Raw genomic sequence first — 19,582 nt, forward strand, 5'->3', positions numbered from 1 at the left:
TGCGCGCCATCAAGGAAAGCTCTGATTCATGAACGCCGCCAAACGCCTGGAGATTTTTCGCAGGCTGCACGAAGACAACCCTGATCCGAAAACCGAACTGGCCTACACCACGCCATTTGAATTGCTGGTGGCAGTGACACTGTCCGCGCAATCGACCGACGTCGGCGTCAACAAGGCTACGGCGCGCCTGTTCCCCGTCGCCAACACCCCCGAGGCCATCTATGCCCTGGGCGTCGAAGGCCTCAGCGAATACATAAAGACCATCGGGCTGTACAACAGCAAGGCCAAGAACGTCATCGAAGCCTGCCGCTTACTGATCGAGCGTCACGGTAGCCAGGTACCCCAAACCCGTGAAGCGCTGGAGGCACTGCCAGGTGTCGGCCGCAAGACGGCGAACGTGGTGCTGAACACGGCGTTCCGCCAGCCGACCATGGCCGTCGATACGCATATTTTCAGGGTCAGCAATCGCACGGGGATAGCGCCGGGCAAGACTGTGCTGGAAGTGGAAAAGAAACTGGTCAAGTTCGTACCCAAGGACTACCTGCTGGACGCCCACCACTGGCTGATTCTCCATGGCCGCTATGTTTGCCAGGCACGCAAGCCAAGGTGCGGCAGTTGCAGGATCGAAGACCTGTGCGAGTACAAGCACAAAACTTCTGACGATTGAGCGGATAGCTGAAAACCACTGCAGGCGATTGAAAAAATCTTTTTTACCAGCGCCTGCTTTCTGGTTATAAGGTCGGCCAACGGCCCCTTGGCTTGGAGCGACTCATGAGTACCGATAAAGACGACCTGTCGATCGAAGATGATTTTGTTGCCGTAGAAGATGACGCGGAGCCCCCGGTGGAATCTGCAAAAACCAACCTCAGCAAACGCCGCACCATCGACAACTTGCTCGAAGAACGGCGCCTGCAGAAACAACTGGCCGATTTCGATTACGACCTGTAGCCCCACCTTGGCAAAGCCTCCTGCCCGGAGGCTTCATGGCCTGTACTCAGCTCAGGCCTTGCCGTTGCGCCAACTCGATCAGGTCTACCAGCGACCGTGCATTGAGCTTGAGCAACAGGCGTGACTTGTAGGTACTGACCGTCTTGTTGCTCAGGTACATGCTGTCGGCAATTTCCTTGTTCGAACGCCCGCGCGCCAACTGTTGCAACACGGTCATTTCCCGGGCCGAGAGGCGGTTGACCATGTCCACCTCGCTGCCCGTGCCCCTGCCCCGGGCCGCATGCAGGGCCTGGTTGGGGAAATAGCTGTAGCCCGAGAGCACCGCCTTGATTGCGCTCAGCAGCTCGGTAAGTTCCTGTTGCTTGCATACATAACCCGCCGCCCCCGCCTGCATGCAGCGCATCGAAAAATTGCCGGGTGCCTGCGACGTAAGCACCAGCACCTTGCTGCCTGGGCTGAAGCTGGCCATGCGGGCAATCACCTCCAGGCCATCCAGCTTCGGAATACCGATATCCAGCACCACAATGTCCGGCAGGTGTTGCCGCGTCAGCTGCAATGCAGCCACCCCATTGTCGGTCTCCCCCACGACGTCATACCCATGCCGCTCCATCAGCATGCGCACGGCAAGGCGTATGACCGGATGATCATCAACGATAAGCACTTTATTCATGCGACATCCATTCATTCACTGTTGTGGCTTTGGCACGCCAAGATAACTGACAGAACGACCGATGGCGCGGCGATTTGCCGACGAAACTCATGTGCAGACAAAACCTACAATAGTTGCGGAAACTTCCTACACATCGCGACTATGGTTGTAACAAACAAATTCCTTATTACCGATTACAGGCGTGTACCCGGTGGCCAGTTGCACTTTGAGCACAGACTGTCAGGGGCTGAAACACCCCTTCCCGACTTCGGGGTGAAGCGTGGATCAGGGACTTTGCCCGTTGTCGCGCACCGGGAAGCAGTCCAGTCTTTAGTTGCCCGGCGCAGTAAGGCAAAGATGGGCAAAACCGCTGGAGGCAGCCACCATGACCCAAGCACAACCTGTCGCCCCGCTGACGATCATTGCCATCTTCGCCGGGATCATCGAAGCCTCCGCCCTGGCCACACTGCCCTTTCTCAGCGAGTCCAGCCAGAAGCTCTATACCTGGTTCCTGGTGGGCTTTCCGTTCTTCCTGACCGCGCTGTTTTTCCTGACACTCAACTTCAACTACAAGTCGTTCTACAGCCCATTATCCAATAAGGCAGCAGCGGACAGCGCGCCCCCACCCAGCAGTGAAGCCCTCGCTGCCATGCCGCAGGAGGGGTTGCCAGGCGAGCCCGTCACCTTCATGTTTTCTGGCCCGGATGCCTGTCGCCTGATGGAACAGCAGCTGTTGCAAGCGCTTGCGCAACCACCAACGCCGCCCCGCACCTGGCGCTTTTGCAATGTGGATAAAGGCCAATGCGCGCAATTGTCCATCAGCCCACTGGGCAGTGAGGCCGCGAACCCATGCAGCTGAAACTCTTCATTTCGAGCAGGCACAAAAAACCCGGCCGCAGCCTAATGCCAGTCAGTTAAGTAATTTGGGGCCGCTTCGCGACCCTTCGCGGGCACGCCCGCTCCTACAGGGGATAGCGCATCTCTTGAGTTCAGCGCTAAACGTGTGGGAGCGGGCGTGCCCGCGAAGGGCTGCAAAGCAGCCCCAGTAACGCTTAACCGACAGGCATTAGGCCGCAGCCGGGTTCTTTCATGGCACAGGCCAGCAATCAGAGCAGCGAACGGCCCTTGTTGGCGGCAATGCGCATACGCAAGGCGTTGAGCTTGATGAAGCCAGCAGCGTCGGCCTGGTTGTAGGCGCCGCCATCTTCTTCGAAGGTGGCGATGTTGGCATCGAACAGCGAATCATCCGATTTACGGCCAACCACGGTGACATTGCCTTTGTACAGCTTCAGCCGCACCACACCGTTCACGTTGACCTGCGAAGCGTCGATCATCTGCTGCAGCATCACGCGCTCCGGGCTCCACCAGTAACCGGTGTAGATCAGGCTGGCGTACTTGGGCATCAACTCGTCTTTGAGGTGAGCAACTTCACGGTCCAGGGTGATCGACTCGATGGCACGGTGGGCCTTGAGCATGATGGTGCCGCCAGGCGTCTCGTAGCAGCCACGCGACTTCATACCGACATAACGGTTTTCGACGATGTCGAGGCGGCCGATGCCGTTGGCACCGCCGATGCGGTTCAGGTCGGCCAGAACGGTTGCCGGGGTTTTCTCGACACCGTCGATGGCAACGATGTCGCCGTTGCGGTAGGTGAGTTCGATGTAGGTAGCCTGGTCTGGGGCGTTCTCAGGCGAGACACTCCAGCGCCACATGTCTTCTTCGTGCTCGGTCCAGGTGTCTTCCAGAACACCGCCTTCGTAGGAGATGTGCAGCAGGTTGGCGTCCATCGAGTACGGCGACTTCTTCTTGCCGTGGCGCTCGATCGGGATACCGTGCTTTTCGGCGTAGTCCATCAGCTTCTCGCGGGACAGCAGGTCCCACTCACGCCATGGGGCGATGACCTTGACGCCAGGCTTGAGCGCGTAGGCACCCAGCTCGAAACGCACCTGGTCGTTGCCCTTGCCGGTAGCGCCATGGGAAATGGCGTCTGCGCCGGTTTCGTTGGCGATTTCGATGAGGCGCTTGGCGATCAGCGGGCGGGCGATGGAAGTACCCAGCAGGTACTCACCTTCGTAGACGGTGTTGGCGCGGAACATCGGGAACACGAAATCACGCACGAACTCTTCGCGCAGGTCGTCGATGTAGATCTCTTTAACACCCATTGCCTGAGCCTTGGCGCGGGCCGGTTCGACCTCTTCGCCCTGACCCAGGTCAGCGGTGAAAGTCACCACTTCGCAGTTGTAGGTATCCTGCAGCCACTTGAGAATCACCGAAGTATCAAGGCCGCCGGAATACGCCAGTACGACCTTTTTTACGTCCGCCATGCCATCACTCCACGGGGTTGTACGGAAAAGGACCGATTCTAACGGCGTTAACGATAAATTTACAGTGGCGCGACAGCTTCTGACGACAAAGCGACAAGAACTTTCACAGGGGCGACGGACGGTAGTGAGGCAGGCAAGTCAAGGGCCTGCGGTGCACGCGGCTGTCCAACCTCAGGGTTGCCTGGCCGGCGCAGCAGCAGCAGCAGCAGCAGCAGGGACTTGCTCGGTCGGTTTCTCCACCGGTTTTTCAGGCACCACCACGCGGTCCAGCTCGATGTTCACCCGCCGATTCCGCGCCCGGTTGGCTGCAGTGTTGTTCTTGGCCACCGGGTAGCGCTCGCCGTGGAAGCGTACGGTGATCTGCTCATCCTTGATGCCATGAGCCTTGAAGTAGTCCGCCACCGCCAGCGCCCGGCGGCGTGACAGGTCGCGGTTGGTCAGGCGATTACCGCTGTTGTCGGAGTGACCGTTGAGCTCGACATGGTTCACCGAAGGGTCGGCCTTCATGTATTCGAGAATCACATCCAGCCTGGCCTTGGCCGCGTCATCCAGTTCGATGCCCCCGCCCGGGAAACCGACCTGGGTCTGGCGCACCTGGTCGTAGTTCATGGGCAGCAGCTTGGCGGCACACACCTGGTAATCGCTGTAGGCCTTGGCAAAGCTCACCGGCAGTACCCGCACTTCCATGGGCCGGCCAGCTTCGCCCGCATAGCTGCGCACCACCGTGCTGCGCCCGTCGAGCAAGCCATTGATCAGGCGGCTGGCCTGGCCTTGCGACGAACTGAACAACACGCCGGTACGGGCCATGCGCACGCTACCCAGGTTGATATCACCACGACCGGGTTGCCACGGCGCCGCCGCCGCCAGCAGGCTGGCAGTGCCGGCCCCCAGTATGTTGCTGGCCGAGCGCAGCTGGAACACTGCCTGCTCGCCCGCCCGGCGTACGAACTCACCACTGCCAAAGCCATCGATCGGCTGGATCAGCCGGCACTCGAACGGGTCACCCTCGACCTTCCAGGCAATGTTCTCCATGCGCGTCTGAAAAGTCAGCGCGGCAGCCGGCAGGCTGGCGAACAGGGTCAACAGGGTCAGGTAACGCTGGCGCACGGGCGGCTCCACAATTTCAACGGCTTACCTGCAGGCTATCGGACGCCAACCGGAAAACTTGATAGCCGTGCTCGGCCCAGGGTTTTCCGGTAGCATTGGGGCTTGAGTTCGACCCGCCTGGAATCCCCAATGTCCGATCGCCTGACCCTCCTGCGCCCCGACGACTGGCACATCCATCTGCGTGATGGTGCCGTCCTGCCCCACACCGTTGGCGATGTGGCGCGTACTTTCGCCCGCGCCATCATCATGCCCAACCTGGTTCCGCCGGTGCGCAACGCCGCCGAGGCCGGTGCCTACCGTGAACGCATCCTCGCTGCCCGCCCGGCAGGCAGCCGCTTCGAGCCGCTGATGGTCCTGTACCTCACCGACCGTACCAGCCCCGAAGATGTGCGTGCCGCCAAGGCCAGCGGTATCGTGTATGCCGCCAAGCTGTACCCGGCAGGCGCCACCACCAATTCCGATTCGGGCGTGACCAGCATCGACAATATCTTCCCGGCCATCGAGGCATTGGCGGAGGTCGGCATGCCGCTGCTGGTGCACGGCGAAGTGACCCGCAGCGAAATCGACGTGTTCGACCGCGAGAAGCGCTTCATCGACGAGCACATGCGCCGCCTGGTCGAGCGCTTCCCGGCCTTGAAAGTGGTGTTCGAACACATTACCACCAGCGATGCCGCGCAGTTCGTCACCGAAGCACCGGCCAATGTTGGCGCGACCATCACCGCGCAACACCTGCTGTACAACCGCAACCACATGCTGGTCGGTGGCATTCGCCCGCACTTCTACTGCCTGCCGATCCTCAAGCGCAACACCCACCAGGTGGCCCTGCTGGATGCAGCCACCAGCGGCAACCCGAAGTTCTTCCTCGGTACCGACTCGGCCCCGCACGCCCGTCACGCCAAAGAAGCGGCCTGCGGCTGCGCCGGCTGCTACACCGCCTACGCGGCTATCGAGCTGTACGCCGAAGCGTTCGAGCAACGCAACGCGCTGGACAAGCTGGAAGGTTTCGCCAGCCTCCACGGCCCAGCTTTCTATGGCCTGCCGGCAAATACCGACACCATCACCCTGGTCCGCGAAGAATGGACCGCCCCGCAGAGCCTGCCATTCGGCGAGCAAACCGTGGTGCCGCTGCGCGCTGGCGAGAAATTGCGCTGGCGCCTGCTGGAGGAAAACGCGTGAGCGAAGACCTCTACGAAGACGACCTGGAAAGCCAAGGCAACAGCGGGTCGCGCCATCCAATGGCCGAGCGCTTCCGCGGTTACCTGCCGGTTGTAGTGGACGTGGAAACGGGCGGCTTCAACAGCGCCACCGATGCCTTGCTGGAAATTGCTGCAGTGACCATCGGCATGGACGAGAAAGGCTTCCTGTTCCCCGAGCACACGTACTTCCACCGGGTGGAGCCGTTCGAAGGCGCGAACATCGAGGCGGCCGCGCTGGAGTTCACCGGCATCAAGCTCGACCACCCGCTGCGCATGGCAGTCAGCGAGGAAACCGCGCTGACCGATATTTTCCGCGGTGTGCGCAAGGCCCTGAAGGCCAATGGCTGCAAGCGGGCGATTCTGGTCGGCCATAACAGCAGCTTCGACCTCGGCTTCCTCAACGCGGCCGTGGCGCGCAATGACGTGAAGCGTAACCCGTTCCACCCGTTTTCCAGCTTCGACACGGCTACCCTGGCCGGCCTGGCCTATGGCCAGACCGTACTGGCGCGGGCTTGCCAAAGCGCCGACATCGACTTCGATGGGCGTGAAGCGCACTCGGCGCGCTACGACACCGAGAAAACGGCGGAGCTGTTCTGCGGCATCGTCAACCGCTGGAAGGACCTGGGCGGCTGGCGCGACTTCAACGATTGACCTGGGGGCCGCCTGGCGGCCCTTTCGCAACACAAGCCCGCAGCCACCACCCAGGCACAAAAAAACCGGCCACCAGGGCCGGTTTTTCATGCGCGCCGCAATTACAGCTTGCCGGCGTTCTCGCTCAGGTAGGCGGCTACGCCTTCTGGCGAAGCATTCATGCCTTTGTCGCCTTTTTTCCAGTTGGCCGGGCAGACTTCGCCGTGCTCTTCGTGGAATTGCAGGGCGTCGACCAGGCGCAGCAGTTCGTCCATGTTACGGCCCAGTGGCAGGTCGTTGACGATCTGCGAACGAACAACACCGTTGGTGTCGATCAGGAAGGCACCACGGAAGGCCACGCCACCTTCGGACTCAACGTCGTAGGCTTTGCAGATTTCGTGGGTCATGTCGGCAGCCAGGGTGTACTTCACCTGGCCGATGCCGCCGTTGTTGACCGGGGTGTTGCGCCAGGCGTTGTGAGTGAAGTGCGAGTCGATGGACACGCCGATCACTTCTACGTTGCGAGCCTGGAAATCAGGGATGCGGTGGTCCAGGGCGATCAGCTCGGACGGGCAGACGAAGGTGAAGTCCAGCGGGTAGAAGAACACCAGGCCGTACTTGCCCTTGATGGCCGAAGCCAGGTTGAAGCTGTCGACGATCTCGCCATTGCCCAGCACGGCCGGTACGGTGAAATCGGGGGCTTTCTTACCAACGAGTACGCTCATTGTAATCTCCTGATGAGGGTGTAGAACCGTTTGCCGGGCCAGACGGGCCTGCCCGACATCCAACAAAGGCGACCATCATACACGGCTTCTGATGACAGGCCGAATCCAACGAGCAGGCAACCGCCGGTCGCTCAAGCACAGGCCTTGCAGAAAGTGCTTTGACAAGCATTCTCATTAACATTAAGCTCCAACCCATCGACTCAACCAGCGATGGTCAGCCCTTATGTATGTGTGTCTTTGTGTCGGCGTTACTGACGGACAGATCCGCGACGCGATCTATGAAGGATGCTGCAGTTACAAGGATGTGCGAGCCGCGACCAATGTCGCCAGCCAGTGTGGCAAATGTGCCTGCCTGGCCAAGCAGGTAGTCCGCGAGACTCTGACCGAGCTGCAGGTCAGCCAGGCCGCGCTGCCCTACCCGGTAGAATTCACCACCGCCTGAAACCAGAATTTCCAAGAACCGGACCTAGTGTCCGGTTTTTTTATGCCTACATATCAATAAGTTAGGGCACCAACGCGGTTCACAAACATTCTTATTCCTATTAATTTTCATTTATTATTCAATCACTTAGGTTTGACACACTTGCGCATCGGGCTCAAACTTCCTGCTATTGGCACACTTCTACAGGGCAGGAACCCAAATGAAAGGCGACGTAAGCGTCATCCAGCATCTCAACAAGATCCTCGGAAACGAGCTGGTCGCGATCAACCAGTATTTCCTGCACGCACGCATGTACGAAGATTGGGGCCTGAACAAACTCGGCAAGCACGAGTACAAGGAATCGATCGACGAGATGAAGCACGCTGACAAGTTGATCAAGCGTATTCTCTTCCTCGAAGGCATCCCTAACGTTCAGGACCTGGGCAAGCTGTTGATCGGCGAGCACACCAAGGAAATGCTCGAGTGCGACCTTAAGCTCGAACACAAGGGCCTGGCCGATCTCAAGGCCGCCATCGCCCACTGCGAAACCGCGGGTGACTTCGGCTCGCGTGACATGCTTGAAGATATCCTCGAGTCCGAGGAAGAACATATCGACTGGCTGGAAACCCAGCTGGGGCTGATCGACAAGATCGGTATCGAAAACTACCTGCAATCCCAGATGGGCGAAGAGTAATCACCCGCTGCATAAAAAAACCCGCGATCAGCGGGTTTTTTCATGCTTGCCGAAATCAGGCTTCGGCAGCTTTGGCCTTGGCGGCGGCGTCCTTGATCAGGGCCTGCAGCTCACCCTTTTCGAACATTTCCAGCATGATGTCGCTACCGCCGACCAGCTCACCGGCCACCCACAGCTGCGGGAAAGTCGGCCAGTTGGCGTACTTAGGCAGGTTGGCGCGGATTTCCGGGTTCTGCAGGATGTCGACGTAGGCGAACTTCTCGCCACACCCCATCACAGCCTGCGATGCCTTGGCCGAGAACCCGCACTGCGGGGCATTCGGCGAACCTTTCATGTAAAGCAGAATGGTGTTGTTGGCAATCTGCTCTTTGATCGTATCGATGATATCCATCTAGCACCTCAGCTGAACTTTCCGACGCGATCGTCGGCACGGTGAGGCATTGTAACGGAAAGCCGAGCAGCATGCTCGGCCTTGCCATCGCTCAAGCGGCCTCGACCTGCACGGGTACGCCATTGAGCGCCGCATTGCCCGACACCGGGTCACGCAAGCGCTCGTCGGTAAGGTCATTGGCACTCACGCCAGGCTGCGCCTGGGCGACCTGCAGGTGTACGCCCTGCCGGCCATGACCGAACCCATGGGGCAAGCTGACCACACCGGGCATCATGTCCTCGCAAGCCAGTACCTCGACTTCCAGGGCACCGGTGCGCGAGCGAATCCGCACCCGCTGGCCATCCTGCAGTTGCCGCTGCTGCAGATCGTTGGGGTGCATCAACAACTGGTGCCGGGGCTTGCCTTTGACCAGCCGATGAAAGTTGTGCATCCATGAGTTGTTGCTGCGCACGTGGCGGCGCCCGATCAACAACAATTCGTTCGGCGCTGGCGGTGCTTGCCGAGCCAGCCGCTGCAAATCGTCCAGCAGCACCTGGGGCGCCGCTTCGATCGCCTTGCTGGCAGTGGCCAGGCGCGCCTCGAGGTTGGCGCGCAACGGGCCAAGGTCCAGGCCATGCGGGTGCTCATCGAGCTTGGCCAGGGAAAGCTGCCAGGCGGTTGCCTCGCCGTAGCGGCCTTTGCGCAGGGCCAGGTCGATCATCTGTGCGGGCGCCACGGTCGGCTTGATCTCCAGGCCGGCACGCCTGGCATAGGCCTGCGCCAGCCCGACGAAAATTTCCCAGTCATGCAAGGCGCCCTGCGGCTTGGCCAGGATCGCCCGGTTGAAGCGCGTGATGTTGCGCACGGCCAACAGGTTGAATGTGCTGTCGTAGTGATCATTTTCCAACGCCGAGGTCGAGGGCAGGATCAAGTCGGCATGGCGTGTGGTCTCGTTGATGTAGAGGTCGATGCTGAGCATGAACTGCAACCCCTCCAGCGCAGCGTCCAGCTGGCGGCCGTTGGGCGTGGACAACACAGGGTTGCCGGCCACCGTCACCAGGGCATGCACCTGCCCCTCGCCGGGCGTCAGCATTTCTTCGGCGAGGGCCGCCACCGGCAGCTCACCGCCGTATTCGGGCAACCCCGATACCCGGCTTTGCCAGGCATTGAAATGCCCACCCGAGGTGGTCGCGACCAGGTCCACGGCCGGCTCTGTACACAACGCCCCGCCGACACAGTCGAGGTTGCCGGTCACCAGGTTGATCAGTTGCACCAGCCAATGGCACAGGGTGCCGAAGGTTTGCGTCGACACGCCCATGCGCCCGTAGCACACCGCCTTGTCGGCGGCGGCGAAATCCCGTGCCAGCTGCCGGATCTCGGCCGCCTCGATGCCACACAGCGCGCTCATGGCCTCGGCGCTGAGAGGCGCCAGTGCCGCGCGAACCTGCTGCAGGCCATTGACCGGCACATGCGAGCCCCGCGTCAGGCCCTCGTCGAACAGCGTGCTGAGCAGGCCGCACAACAGCGCCGCATCGCCCCCGGGGCGAATGAACAGATGGCAGTCGGCCATGGCCGCCGTTTCGCTGCGCCGCGGGTCCACCACCACCAGGCGCCCACCGCGCGCGCGCAGGGCCTTGAGCCGCTTCTCCACGTCGGGCACCGTCATGATGCTGCCGTTGGAGGCCAGCGGGTTGCCACCAAGAATCAACATGAAATCGGTATGGTCGATATCCGGGATCGGCAATAGCAAGCCATGCCCGTACATCAGGTGGCTGACCAGGTGCTGCGGCAACTGGTCCACCGATGTGGCAGAGAAACGGTTGCGGGTTTTCAGCAGGCCGAGGAAATAATTGCTGTGGGTCATCAACCCGTAGTTGTGCACGCTGGGATTGCCCTGGTATACGGCCACGGCATTGCGCCCATGGGCCTGCTGGATCGCCCACAGCCTGTCGGCGGCCAGGGTAAACGCTTCATCCCACTCAATAGCCTGCCAGTGCTCCCCTACCCGTTTATGGGGCTGGCGCAAACGATCCGGGTCATTCTGAATATCCTGCAACGCTACCGCCTTGGGGCAGACATGGCCGCGGCTGAACGGGTCGTGGGGGTCGCCCTTGATCGAGCTGATCTGCGCCCGCCCCGCGTCGTCATGGCTGATTTCGATGTTGAGCCCGCAGATCGCTTCGCACAGGTGACACGCACGGTGATGCAGGGTCTTGGTCATGGCCGCCTCTGCCTTGTTGTTGGTAGTGAACGAGCTGAAACTATGCGCCCCGCACCCTACCCCGGCCAGCGCGCTTCGCCGCGTGAATCCACCGACATCAGTGGCACGATTTGCGACAGCCATTTGCCAAATTGCCAGCAAGCCGTGTACAACCTGCTGTAGCAAATAAAAAACAGCACAGCCCAATGGGTAGAGACACGCCTTGCAACTTCTTTGCAGGCGGGCTGCTGTTTCCCCTCTTGGCTTTAGGCGACATTTACTTATAGTATTGCGCCTTTCCCTTTTTCGTCCGCCCCCGTGCGGCTTACGCCGCAGGTCACTCCCGTTGTCAAAAAAACCATACGGTCGACCTGCATACTGTTGCAGATAAGGTAGTCAATCATGAGCGCTAGGCACTTTCTCTCCCTGCTGGACTTCACCACCGACGAATTGCTCGGGGTGATCCGCCGCGGCATCGAGCTGAAGGACCTGCGCAAACGAGGCGTGCTGTTCGAGCCGCTGAAAAACCGCGTGCTGGGCATGATTTTCGAGAAGTCCTCGACCCGTACCCGTGTGTCGTTCGAAGCCGGCATGATCCAACTCGGCGGTCAGGCCATTTTCCTGTCGCCGCGCGATACCCAGCTGGGCCGTGGCGAGCCGATTGGCGACAGCGCCATCGTGTTGTCGAGCATGCTCGACGTGGTCATGATCCGCACCCATGCCCACAGCACCCTCACCGAATTCGCCGCCAACTCGCGCGTGCCGGTGATCAACGCGCTGTCCGACGAGTCGCACCCGTGCCAGTTGCTGGCCGACATGCAAACCTTCCTCGAACACCGCGGCACCATCCAAGGCAAGACCGTGGCCTGGATCGGCGACGGCTTCAACATGTGCAACTCCTACATCGAGGCCGCCAAGCAGTTTGACTTCCAGTTGCGTATCGCTTGCCCGGAAGGTTACGAGCCTGACCCACGCTTCATGGCCATTGGCGGTGACCACGTGCAAATCGTGCGCGACCCCAAGCAAGCCGTAAGCGGTGCCCACCTGGTGACCACGGACGTCTGGACTTCCATGGGCCAGGAGGAGGAAACTGCACGGCGCCTGGCGCACTTTGCGCCTTACCAGGTCACCCGCGAACTGCTCGACCTGGCGGCACCCGACGCCCTGTTCATGCACTGCCTGCCTGCCCACCGTGGCGAGGAAATCAGCCATGACCTGCTCGACGACCCACGGTCCGTCGCCTGGGAGCAGGCTGAAAATCGCCTGCATGCACAGAAGGCCCTACTCGAATTCCTTGTCGAACCGGCTTACCACCACGCATGAGTCAACCCCTACTGCTCAACCTGCGCAACCTTGCCTGCGGCTACGGCGACCAGCGCATCGTCCAGAACCTCAACCTGCACCTGAACGCAGGCGACATCGGTTGCCTGCTGGGTTCATCGGGTTGCGGCAAAACCACCACCCTGCGCGCCATCGCCGGCTTCGAGCCGGTGCACGATGGCGAGATCCAGCTGGCTGGCGAAGTGATTTCCCGAGCCGGTTTCACCCTGGCCCCGGAAAAGCGCCGCATCGGCATGGTGTTTCAGGACTACGCGCTGTTCCCGCACCTGACCGTGGCGCAGAACATAGCCTTCGGCATTGCCAAGCACCCCCGCCAGGCGGCAGTCATCGAAGAAATGCTCGAACTGGTCAAGCTGGCTGGCCTGGGCGGGCGTTACCCGCATGAGCTGTCTGGCGGCCAGCAGCAGCGGGTCGCGCTGGCCCGTGCACTGGCCCCCGAGCCACAGTTGCTGCTGCTCGACGAGCCGTTCTCCAACCTCGACGTGGAACTGCGCCGGCGGCTGAGCCATGAGGTGCGTGACATTCTCAAAAGCCGCGGCACCAGTGCCGTTCTGGTCACCCATGACCAGGAGGAAGCGTTTGCCGTCAGCGACCAGGTCGGGGTGTTCAAGGAGGGCCGCCTGGAACAGTGGGATACACCCTACAATCTGTACCACGAGCCACAGACACCGTTCGTTGCCAGCTTCATCGGCCAGGGCTATTTCATTCGTGGCCAGATGGTCAGCCACGAAGCGGTCAGCACCGAACTGGGCGAGTTGCGGGGTAACCGCGCCTACATCATGGCCGCGGGCAGCTCGGTGGATGTGCTGCTACGCCCGGACGATATCGTGCATGCACCAGGCAGCCCACTGCAGGCCAGAATAGTCGGCAAGAGCTTCCTCGGCGCCTCGACCCTGTACCGCCTGCAGTTGCCGACCGGCAGCCAGCTGGAAGCGATATTCCCCAGCCATGACGATCAGCAGGTAGGTGACGATGTCGGCATTGCGGTAAAGGCCGACCACCTGGTGCTGTTCCCGGCACCCGGTAGCGTTGCGGCGCAGTTGTCGCCCCTTGAGAATGGTGTTCGTCGCTACAGCTCGGCGACCTGATGCAGGGTGCTGGGGCTGCACGGCAGCCCCAGCTTCTCAGCCCCTGCCAATACCGGCAAATTTGCCCTGGGTATGCTCGGCCAGCACTGCGGCCGCCAACTCCACCTCCAGCCCTCGCCGTCCGGCACTGACATGGATGGTTGCAAAGTTCTGCGCCGAATCATCAATGAAGGTGCGCAGGCGTTTCTTTTGCCCCAGCGGGCTGATTCCACCCACCAGGTAGCCAGTAGCGCGCTGCGCCGCCGCCGGGTCGGCCATCTCGCACTTCTTCACCCCGGCAGCATGGGCCAGGGCCTTGAGGTCCAGGGTGCCTCCCACTGGCACCACCGCCACCAGCAACTCGCCTTTCTCGCTGCTCGCCAGCAACGTCTTGAATACCTGCTGCGGGTCCAGCCCAAGCTTCTCTGCCGCCTCCAGCCCATACGACGCCGACTTGGGGTCGTGTTCGTAACTGTGCACGCGATGCTCGGCACGATGCTTCTTCAACAGGTCTAGGGCTGGGGTCATGCAGGGGCTCCGGTCTGGGACGGCTCGGCGGCTACTTTAGGACAATTCCCACATGGCAGCCAGCGCACCGCAATCGCGCAGCTCTGGCACGGGCATCCGAAACCGATTTTAGCGGCCATTTCGTGACTGGTCGTTCACTTTCGACCTTTGACATCAGCGTTTCTTGTCTATATTTTTTCGTTTCTGAATACGTGGTGCACGTTAAAGGTGCACTTCCCTGCTCGGTGTCAATGGGGATGGACGCCAAGCTTTGCTGTCGAGCGCCAAGCGCCTCACAACAAAAACAACGAGGTCATACATGACGACTGCTCTACGCCAACCCACACTGTCCAGCCAATGCCTGGCCGAATTTCTCGGCACGGGCTTGCTGATATTCTTCGGCACCGGCTGCGTTGCCGCCCTCAAAGTCGCGGGCGCCAGCTTCGGCCTGTGGGAAATCAGTATCATCTGGGGTGTCGGGGTAAGCATGGCCATCTACCTCAGCGCCGGCATTTCCGGCGCGCACCTGAACCCGGCCGTGAGCATCGCCCTCACCCTGTTCGCCGGTTTCGACAAGCGCAAGCTGCCCTTCTACATGCTGGCCCAGGTGTGCGGCGCATTCTGTGGTGCAGCACTGGTCTACACCCTGTACAGCAACCTGTTCTTCGATTTCGAACAGGCGCACGCCATGCTACGCGGAAGCGAAGCCAGCCTGGAGCTGGCGTCGGTGTTCTCCACTTACCCGCACCCCTCGCTCTCCACCGGCCAGGCCTTCCTGGTCGAAGTGGTGATCACCGCTATCCTGATGGCTGTGATCATGGCCCTGACCGACGACAACAATGGCCTGCCGCGCGGCGCCGTGGCGCCGCTGCTGATCGGCCTGCTGATCGCCGTGATCGGCAGCGCCATGGGCCCGCTGACCGGGTTCGCGATGAACCCGGCCCGTGATTTCGGTCCAAAGCTCATGACATTCCTGGCGGGCTGGGGCGAAATTGCCTTTACCGGTGGGCGCAGCGTTCCTTACTTCCTGGTGCCGATCTTCGCGCCGATCGTTGGCGCCTGCGTGGGCGCCGCGGCCTATCGCGGCCTGATCGCCCGCAACCTGCCTGTTGCAACTGCCGGGCACCCTGAGACAAATGACAACCGCCAGGGCGATACTCAAGCCAGTTGATCGCGGCATCACACGCAGCCCTGACCCCCTATTCTTGCAAGGCCTACGACCATGACAGACACCCAGGATAAGAACTACATCATCGCCCTGGACCAGGGCACCACCAGTTCGCGAGCGATCATTTTCGATCGTGACGCCAACGTGGTGGGTACCTCCCAGCGCGAGTTCGCCCAGCACTACCCGCAGGCGGGCTGGGTCGAACACGACCCGATGGAGATCTTCGCCACCCAAAGCGCGACCATGGTCGAAGCCTTGGCCCAGGCGGGCATCAGCCATGCGCAGGTTGCCGCGCTGGGCATCACCAACCAGCGCGAGACCACTGTTGTATGGGACAAGGAAACCGGGCGCCCGGTATACAACGCCATCGTCTGGCAGTGCCGCCGCAGCACCGAGATCTGCGCCCAGCTCAAGCGCGATGGCCATGAAGACTACATTCGCGAAGCCACGGGCCTGGTCACCGACCCGTACTTTTCCGGCACCAAGCTGAAATGGATCCTCGACAACGTTGAAGGCGCCCGTGAACGGGCCGAACGTGGCGAATTGCTGTTCGGCACCATCGATACCTGGCTGATCTGGAAATTTTCCGGTGGCAAGGTCCATGTCACCGACTACACCAATGCCTCGCGCACGCTGATGTTCAACATCCACAGCCTGCAGTGGGACGACAAACTGCTGGAGATCCTGGGCATCCCGCGGCAGATGCTGCCTGAGGTGCGGCCGTCGTCGGAAGTGTACGGCCACACCAAGAGCGGCATCGCCATCGCCGGTATCGCCGGTGACCAGCAGTCGGCCCTGTTCGGCCAGATGTGCGTGGCACCGGGCCAGGCCAAGAACACCTACGGCACCGGCTGCTTCCTGCTGATGAACACCGGCAGCCAGGCCGTGAAGTCTTCCCATGGCCTGCTCACCACCATTGCCTGCGGGCCACGGGGCGAAGTGGCCTATGCATTGGAAGGCGCCGTGTTCAATGGCGGCTCCACCGTGCAGTGGCTGCGTGACGAGCTGAAGATCGTCAACGACGCACTGGATACCGAGTACTTCGCCAGCAAGGTCAAAGACAGCAATGGCGTGTACCTGGTGCCGGCGTTTACCGGCCTGGGTGCACCGTACTGGGATCCCTATGCCCGTGGCGCGCTGTTTGGCCTGACCCGCGGCGTGAAGGTGGACCACATCATTCGTGCGGCCCTCGAGTCGATTGCCTACCAGACCCGCGACGTGCTCGACGCCATGCAACAGGACTGCGGCCAGCGCCTGTCCGAACTGCGCGTAGACGGTGGCGCAGTGGCCAACAACTTCCTCATGCAGTTCCAGGCAGACATCCTCGGCACTTGCGTGGAACGCCCGAAGATGCGTGAAACCACAGCCCTCGGCGCAGCATACCTGGCGGGCCTGGCCTGTGGCTTCTGGTGCGGCCTGGACGAGTTGCGCGACAAGGCCATCATCGAACGCGAGTTCAGCCCGCAGTTGGATGAAGCGCAGAAAGAAAAGCTGTATGCCGGCTGGAAGAAGGCCGTCGATCGCACCCGCGATTGGGAAGATCACGACGCCTGAGGCACCCTCAGCGATGCCGCGGTCCCGCCATGGGATCGCGGATCGCGGTTCGCAGCCCGGGCCGATGCGTCATAGCCCACTGGCCGTAGTCTCCGTCCTACGGCATCATTGCAGAATTTGTCCGGCAGCCCCAAAGGACCGCCCATGAATCTGCCCCCACGCCAACAACAAATCCTCGAACTGGTGCGAGAGCGCGGTTATGTCAGTATCGAGGAAATGGCGCAGCTGTTCGTCGTGACGCCACAAACCATCCGCCGTGACATCAACCAGTTAGCCGAACTCAACCTGCTGCGCCGCTACCACGGGGGTGCCGCTTACGATTCGAGCGTCGAAAATACCGCCTACGCCATGCGTGCCGACCAGATGCGCGACGAGAAGCAACGCATCGCCGAGGCCGTGGCCAGGCAAATACCCGACCATGCCTCGGTGTTCATCAACATAGGTACCACCACCGAATCCATCGCCCGGGCCCTGCTCAATCACAACCACCTGAAAGTCATCACCAACAACCTGCATGTGGCCGCCATTCTCGCGGCCAAGGATGATTTCGAGGTGCTGGTGGCAGGCGGCACGGTGCGTCGCGATGGCGGCGTGGTCGGCCAGGCCAGCGTCGATTTCATCAACCAGTTCAAGGTCGATTTCGCCCTGGTAGGGATCAGTGGCATTGACGAGGACGGCAGCCTGCTCGACTTCGACTACCAGGAAGTGCGGGTATCCCAGGCCATCATCACCAATGCCCGCCAGGTTATCCTCGCCGCCGACTCCAGCAAGTTCGGGCGCAACGCCATGGTGCGCCTGGGTTCGATCAGCCTGGTGGATTGCCTGGTGACCGATCAGGCCCCCGCCCCCGCCCTGACTCAACTGCTCAACCAGTACAAGATCCGCATCGAAGTGGTGTAAACGCCCCACCGGCCGTCGGGCTGTAACGCCCTCAGATCGAGCGCTGCGCGATCTGCGGGCGGCTCGGTGCGCGAAGGGTTCAAGCGCATTTTCGTTAATGTTCATTTACTTGCCATGTGATCAGTTTTTTCTATGAAAACTCACTGGCAAGCGCCCTCCTGTTGCGCTAGTATTTTCGGAAACGAACATTAATGTTCATATTCGATATGAACAGTTTCAGGAGGCTTTGCCCGTGTCCCAGCCCGTTTCGTCCCAGCCAGCACTCGCCGACTGCTACGACATTGCCGTAATCGGCGGTGGCATCAATGGGGTCGGCATTGCCGCCGATGCCGCTGGCCGGGGCCTCAAGGTGTTCCTGTGCGAAAGGGACGACCTGGCCCAGCACACCTCATCGGCCAGCAGCAAACTGATCCACGGCGGCCTGCGCTACCTTGAGCACTACGAGTTTCGCCTGGTACGCGAAGCGCTGGCTGAACGTGAAGTGCTGCTGGCCAAGGCGCCACACATCGTCAAGCCCATGCGTTTCGTGCTGCCACACCGCCCGCACCTGCGCCCGGCCTGGATGATTCGCGCTGGCCTGTTCCTGTATGACCACCTGGGCAAGCGCAAGCGCCTGGGCGCCTCGCGCAGCCTGCGCTTTGGCCCGGGCTACCCGCTCAAACCGCAGATCACCCGCGGTTTCGAGTACGCCGACTGTGCAGTCGACGATGCCCGCCTGGTGGTGCTCAATGCCATGGCTGCCCGTGAACACGGCGCTCACATTCTGACCCGCACCCGCTGCCTGCGCGCCGAGCGTGTAGATGGCCTGTGGCAGGTAGACCTGCTGCATGCCGACGGCAAGCAACAGCGCATTCGGGCACGCGCCCTGGTCAATGCTGCCGGCCCTTGGGTGGCCAGTTTCATCAAGGACGACCTCAAGCTCGATGCGCCCTATGGCATTCGCCTGATCCAGGGCAGCCACCTGATCGTGCCGCGCCTGTATGAAGGCGAACACGCCTATATCCTGCAGAACGAAGACCAGCGCATTGTCTTCTGCATCCCTTACCTGGAGCGCTTTACCCTGATCGGCACCACCGACCGGGAGTACAGCGGCGACCCGGCGAAAGTCGCCATTACCGACCAGGAAACCCAGTACCTGCTCAACGTGGTCAACGCCCATTTCAACCACCAGCTGAGCCAGGCCGACATCCTTAACACCTATTCCGGGGTACGTCCGCTGTGCAACGACGAGTCGGACAACCCGTCGGCCGTCACCCGCGACTACACGCTGGCGCTGTCGGCAGAGGTCGGTCAGGCCCCGCTGCTGTCAGTATTCGGCGGCAAACTGACCACCTACCGCAAGTTGGCCGAATCGGCGATGGCCGAGCTGAAGCCCTTCTTCAGCCAGATGCGCGGCAGCTGGACGGCCACCGCGCCCCTGCCGGGTGGCGAACACATGACCACCGCACAAGCGCTGCTGGAGCAACTGTTGGCCCGCCATGGCTGGCTGCCGGTGGATATCGCCAAACGCTGGGCGAATACCTATGGCAACCGTGTCTGGCAACTGCTCGATGGCGTGAATGGCCCGGATGACCTCGGCCAGGCCATTGGCGGTGGGCTATTCGCTCGCGAAGTCGACTACCTTTGCGAGGCTGAGTGGGCGACGACCGCCGACGACATCCTGTGGCGCCGCACCAAATTGGGCCTGTTCACTCATGCAGCAGAACGCCTGGCCCTGGAAAACTACCTGCAACAAACCCGAGTTGGGCTTGCCCAGGGCAACGCCGCGTGATGCGGCGCTG

The 19,582-nt window shown here is 61.3% G+C and carries 20 protein-coding genes; 13 read left to right on the forward strand and 7 right to left on the reverse strand.

The genetic code is table 11. The features are described 5' to 3' along the window. The first annotated feature begins 28 nt into the window (after positions 1-28). Entirely contained in the window at positions 29-667 is a 639-nt protein-coding gene (nth, locus tag EGJ22_RS09070; protein ID WP_009684568.1) for an endonuclease III, read from the forward strand. 104 nt (positions 668-771) lie between these two features. Then, complete coding sequence (locus EGJ22_RS26105) at positions 772-948, forward strand: PA3496 family putative envelope integrity protein (RefSeq protein ID WP_009684567.1); 177 nt, start codon at positions 772-774, stop codon at positions 946-948. Between the two features lie 46 nt (positions 949-994). On the opposite strand, the gene EGJ22_RS09075 is transcribed toward EGJ22_RS26105, so the two are convergent. Beyond that, positions 995-1,618, reverse strand: coding sequence for a response regulator transcription factor (locus tag EGJ22_RS09075; RefSeq protein ID WP_009684566.1), 624 nt, complete (start codon positions 1,616-1,618; stop codon positions 995-997). A 364-nt stretch (positions 1,619-1,982) separates the two neighbouring features. Here EGJ22_RS09075 and EGJ22_RS09080 point away from each other — a divergent pair, with 364 nt between their 5' ends. Next, positions 1,983-2,456 (forward strand): hypothetical protein, encoded by a 474-nt coding sequence (locus EGJ22_RS09080; protein ID WP_029886601.1) that lies wholly within the window; start codon positions 1,983-1,985, stop codon positions 2,454-2,456. Between the two features lie 247 nt (positions 2,457-2,703). Here the strand turns inward: EGJ22_RS09080 and EGJ22_RS09085 are convergent, their stop codons facing one another. Next, positions 2,704-3,921 (reverse strand): argininosuccinate synthase, encoded by a 1,218-nt coding sequence (locus EGJ22_RS09085; RefSeq protein ID WP_029886602.1) that lies wholly within the window; start codon positions 3,919-3,921, stop codon positions 2,704-2,706. Between the two features lie 171 nt (positions 3,922-4,092). Continuing rightward, the gene (locus EGJ22_RS09090; RefSeq protein WP_125920183.1) at positions 4,093-5,028 is read right to left on the reverse strand and encodes an OmpA family protein; all 936 of its coding nucleotides are present in this window, start codon (positions 5,026-5,028) and stop codon (positions 4,093-4,095) included. 129 nt (positions 5,029-5,157) lie between these two features. Here EGJ22_RS09090 and pyrC point away from each other — a divergent pair, with 129 nt between their 5' ends. Next, positions 5,158-6,204, forward strand: coding sequence for a dihydroorotase (gene pyrC / locus EGJ22_RS09095; RefSeq protein ID WP_029887753.1), 1,047 nt, complete (start codon positions 5,158-5,160; stop codon positions 6,202-6,204). A gap of 59 nt (positions 6,205-6,263) precedes the next feature. Continuing rightward, positions 6,264-6,875 (forward strand): ribonuclease T, encoded by a 612-nt coding sequence (gene rnt, locus EGJ22_RS09100; RefSeq protein ID WP_232108621.1) that lies wholly within the window; start codon positions 6,264-6,266, stop codon positions 6,873-6,875. A gap of 101 nt (positions 6,876-6,976) precedes the next feature. Here the strand turns inward: rnt and EGJ22_RS09105 are convergent, their stop codons facing one another. Continuing rightward, entirely contained in the window at positions 6,977-7,579 is a 603-nt protein-coding gene (locus EGJ22_RS09105; protein WP_009684560.1) for a peroxiredoxin, read from the reverse strand. A gap of 223 nt (positions 7,580-7,802) precedes the next feature. Here EGJ22_RS09105 and EGJ22_RS09115 point away from each other — a divergent pair, with 223 nt between their 5' ends. Both EGJ22_RS09115 and bfr read left to right on the forward strand, forming a co-directional pair. After that, positions 7,803-8,021, forward strand: a complete 219-nt coding sequence (locus EGJ22_RS09115; RefSeq protein WP_009684559.1) for a bacterioferritin-associated ferredoxin — start codon at positions 7,803-7,805, stop codon at positions 8,019-8,021. Positions 8,022-8,220: 199 nt separating this feature from the next. Further along, positions 8,221-8,694 carry a bacterioferritin gene (gene bfr, locus EGJ22_RS09120; protein WP_009684558.1) on the forward strand — a complete coding sequence of 158 codons (474 nt, stop codon included), beginning with the start codon at positions 8,221-8,223 and terminating at the stop codon, positions 8,692-8,694. Positions 8,695-8,749: 55 nt separating this feature from the next. On the opposite strand, the gene grxD is transcribed toward bfr, so the two are convergent. Both grxD and EGJ22_RS09130 read right to left on the reverse strand, forming a co-directional pair. Then, positions 8,750-9,085, reverse strand: coding sequence for a Grx4 family monothiol glutaredoxin (gene grxD / locus EGJ22_RS09125; protein ID WP_009684557.1), 336 nt, complete (start codon positions 9,083-9,085; stop codon positions 8,750-8,752). Between the two features lie 91 nt (positions 9,086-9,176). Then, entirely contained in the window at positions 9,177-11,285 is a 2,109-nt protein-coding gene (locus EGJ22_RS09130; protein ID WP_029887754.1) for a molybdopterin oxidoreductase family protein, read from the reverse strand. A 381-nt stretch (positions 11,286-11,666) separates the two neighbouring features. On the opposite strand from EGJ22_RS09130, the gene argF reads away from it, so the two are divergent. Together argF and EGJ22_RS09140 are read left to right on the forward strand one after the other, a co-directional pair. Then, positions 11,667-12,587, forward strand: a complete 921-nt coding sequence (gene argF, locus EGJ22_RS09135; RefSeq protein WP_029887755.1) for an ornithine carbamoyltransferase — start codon at positions 11,667-11,669, stop codon at positions 12,585-12,587. Next, entirely contained in the window at positions 12,584-13,693 is a 1,110-nt protein-coding gene (locus EGJ22_RS09140) for an ABC transporter ATP-binding protein (protein ID WP_064314255.1), read from the forward strand. The genes argF and EGJ22_RS09140 overlap by 4 nt, the downstream gene beginning before the upstream one ends. A gap of 36 nt (positions 13,694-13,729) precedes the next feature. Here EGJ22_RS09140 and ybaK read toward each other — a convergent pair whose 3' ends face one another. Beyond that, on the reverse strand, positions 13,730-14,200 hold the full coding sequence (gene ybaK / locus EGJ22_RS09145; RefSeq protein ID WP_009684551.1) for a Cys-tRNA(Pro) deacylase: 471 nt from the start codon (positions 14,198-14,200) through the stop codon (positions 13,730-13,732). A 298-nt stretch (positions 14,201-14,498) separates the two neighbouring features. Between ybaK and EGJ22_RS09150 the strand changes: the two genes are divergently transcribed. From EGJ22_RS09150 to glpD, 4 genes are all read left to right on the forward strand, one after another. Beyond that, a complete protein-coding gene (locus tag EGJ22_RS09150) occupies positions 14,499-15,350 on the forward strand; it encodes an MIP/aquaporin family protein (RefSeq protein ID WP_029887757.1) in 852 nt (283 codons plus the stop codon). A 51-nt stretch (positions 15,351-15,401) separates the two neighbouring features. After that, positions 15,402-16,901, forward strand: a complete 1,500-nt coding sequence (glpK, locus tag EGJ22_RS09155) for a glycerol kinase GlpK (RefSeq protein WP_029887758.1) — start codon at positions 15,402-15,404, stop codon at positions 16,899-16,901. Between the two features lie 144 nt (positions 16,902-17,045). After that, entirely contained in the window at positions 17,046-17,801 is a 756-nt protein-coding gene (gene glpR, locus EGJ22_RS09160; RefSeq protein WP_009684548.1) for a DNA-binding transcriptional repressor GlpR, read from the forward strand. 232 nt (positions 17,802-18,033) lie between these two features. Next, a complete protein-coding gene (glpD, locus tag EGJ22_RS09165; protein WP_029887759.1) occupies positions 18,034-19,572 on the forward strand; it encodes a glycerol-3-phosphate dehydrogenase in 1,539 nt (512 codons plus the stop codon). The last annotated feature ends 10 nt before the right edge of the window (positions 19,573-19,582 follow it).

Origin of the sequence: Pseudomonas sp. p99-361 (assembly GCF_003935475.1) — a bacterium.
In the GTDB taxonomy this organism is placed as follows: Bacteria; Pseudomonadota; Gammaproteobacteria; order Pseudomonadales; family Pseudomonadaceae; genus Aquipseudomonas; species Aquipseudomonas juntendi.

Coding starts and splice junctions, on each gene's coding strand:
- nth (WP_009684568.1), top strand. CDS start 29: ATGAACGCCGCCAAACGCCTGGAGATTTTTCGCAGGCTGCACGAAGAC.
- EGJ22_RS26105 (WP_009684567.1), top strand. CDS start 772: ATGAGTACCGATAAAGACGACCTGTCGATCGAAGATGATTTTGTTGCC.
- EGJ22_RS09075 (WP_009684566.1), bottom strand. CDS start 1,618: ATGAATAAAGTGCTTATCGTTGATGATCATCCGGTCATACGCCTTGCC.
- EGJ22_RS09080 (WP_029886601.1), top strand. CDS start 1,983: ATGACCCAAGCACAACCTGTCGCCCCGCTGACGATCATTGCCATCTTC.
- EGJ22_RS09085 (WP_029886602.1), bottom strand. CDS start 3,921: ATGGCGGACGTAAAAAAGGTCGTACTGGCGTATTCCGGCGGCCTTGAT.
- pyrC (WP_029887753.1), top strand. CDS start 5,158: ATGTCCGATCGCCTGACCCTCCTGCGCCCCGACGACTGGCACATCCAT.
- rnt (WP_232108621.1), top strand. CDS start 6,264: ATGGCCGAGCGCTTCCGCGGTTACCTGCCGGTTGTAGTGGACGTGGAA.
- EGJ22_RS09105 (WP_009684560.1), bottom strand. CDS start 7,579: ATGAGCGTACTCGTTGGTAAGAAAGCCCCCGATTTCACCGTACCGGCC.
- EGJ22_RS09115 (WP_009684559.1), top strand. CDS start 7,803: ATGTATGTGTGTCTTTGTGTCGGCGTTACTGACGGACAGATCCGCGAC.
- bfr (WP_009684558.1), top strand. CDS start 8,221: ATGAAAGGCGACGTAAGCGTCATCCAGCATCTCAACAAGATCCTCGGA.
- grxD (WP_009684557.1), bottom strand. CDS start 9,085: ATGGATATCATCGATACGATCAAAGAGCAGATTGCCAACAACACCATT.
- EGJ22_RS09130 (WP_029887754.1), bottom strand. CDS start 11,285: ATGACCAAGACCCTGCATCACCGTGCGTGTCACCTGTGCGAAGCGATC.
- argF (WP_029887755.1), top strand. CDS start 11,667: ATGAGCGCTAGGCACTTTCTCTCCCTGCTGGACTTCACCACCGACGAA.
- EGJ22_RS09140 (WP_064314255.1), top strand. CDS start 12,584: ATGAGTCAACCCCTACTGCTCAACCTGCGCAACCTTGCCTGCGGCTAC.
- ybaK (WP_009684551.1), bottom strand. CDS start 14,200: ATGACCCCAGCCCTAGACCTGTTGAAGAAGCATCGTGCCGAGCATCGC.
- EGJ22_RS09150 (WP_029887757.1), top strand. CDS start 14,499: ATGACGACTGCTCTACGCCAACCCACACTGTCCAGCCAATGCCTGGCC.
- glpK (WP_029887758.1), top strand. CDS start 15,402: ATGACAGACACCCAGGATAAGAACTACATCATCGCCCTGGACCAGGGC.
- glpR (WP_009684548.1), top strand. CDS start 17,046: ATGAATCTGCCCCCACGCCAACAACAAATCCTCGAACTGGTGCGAGAG.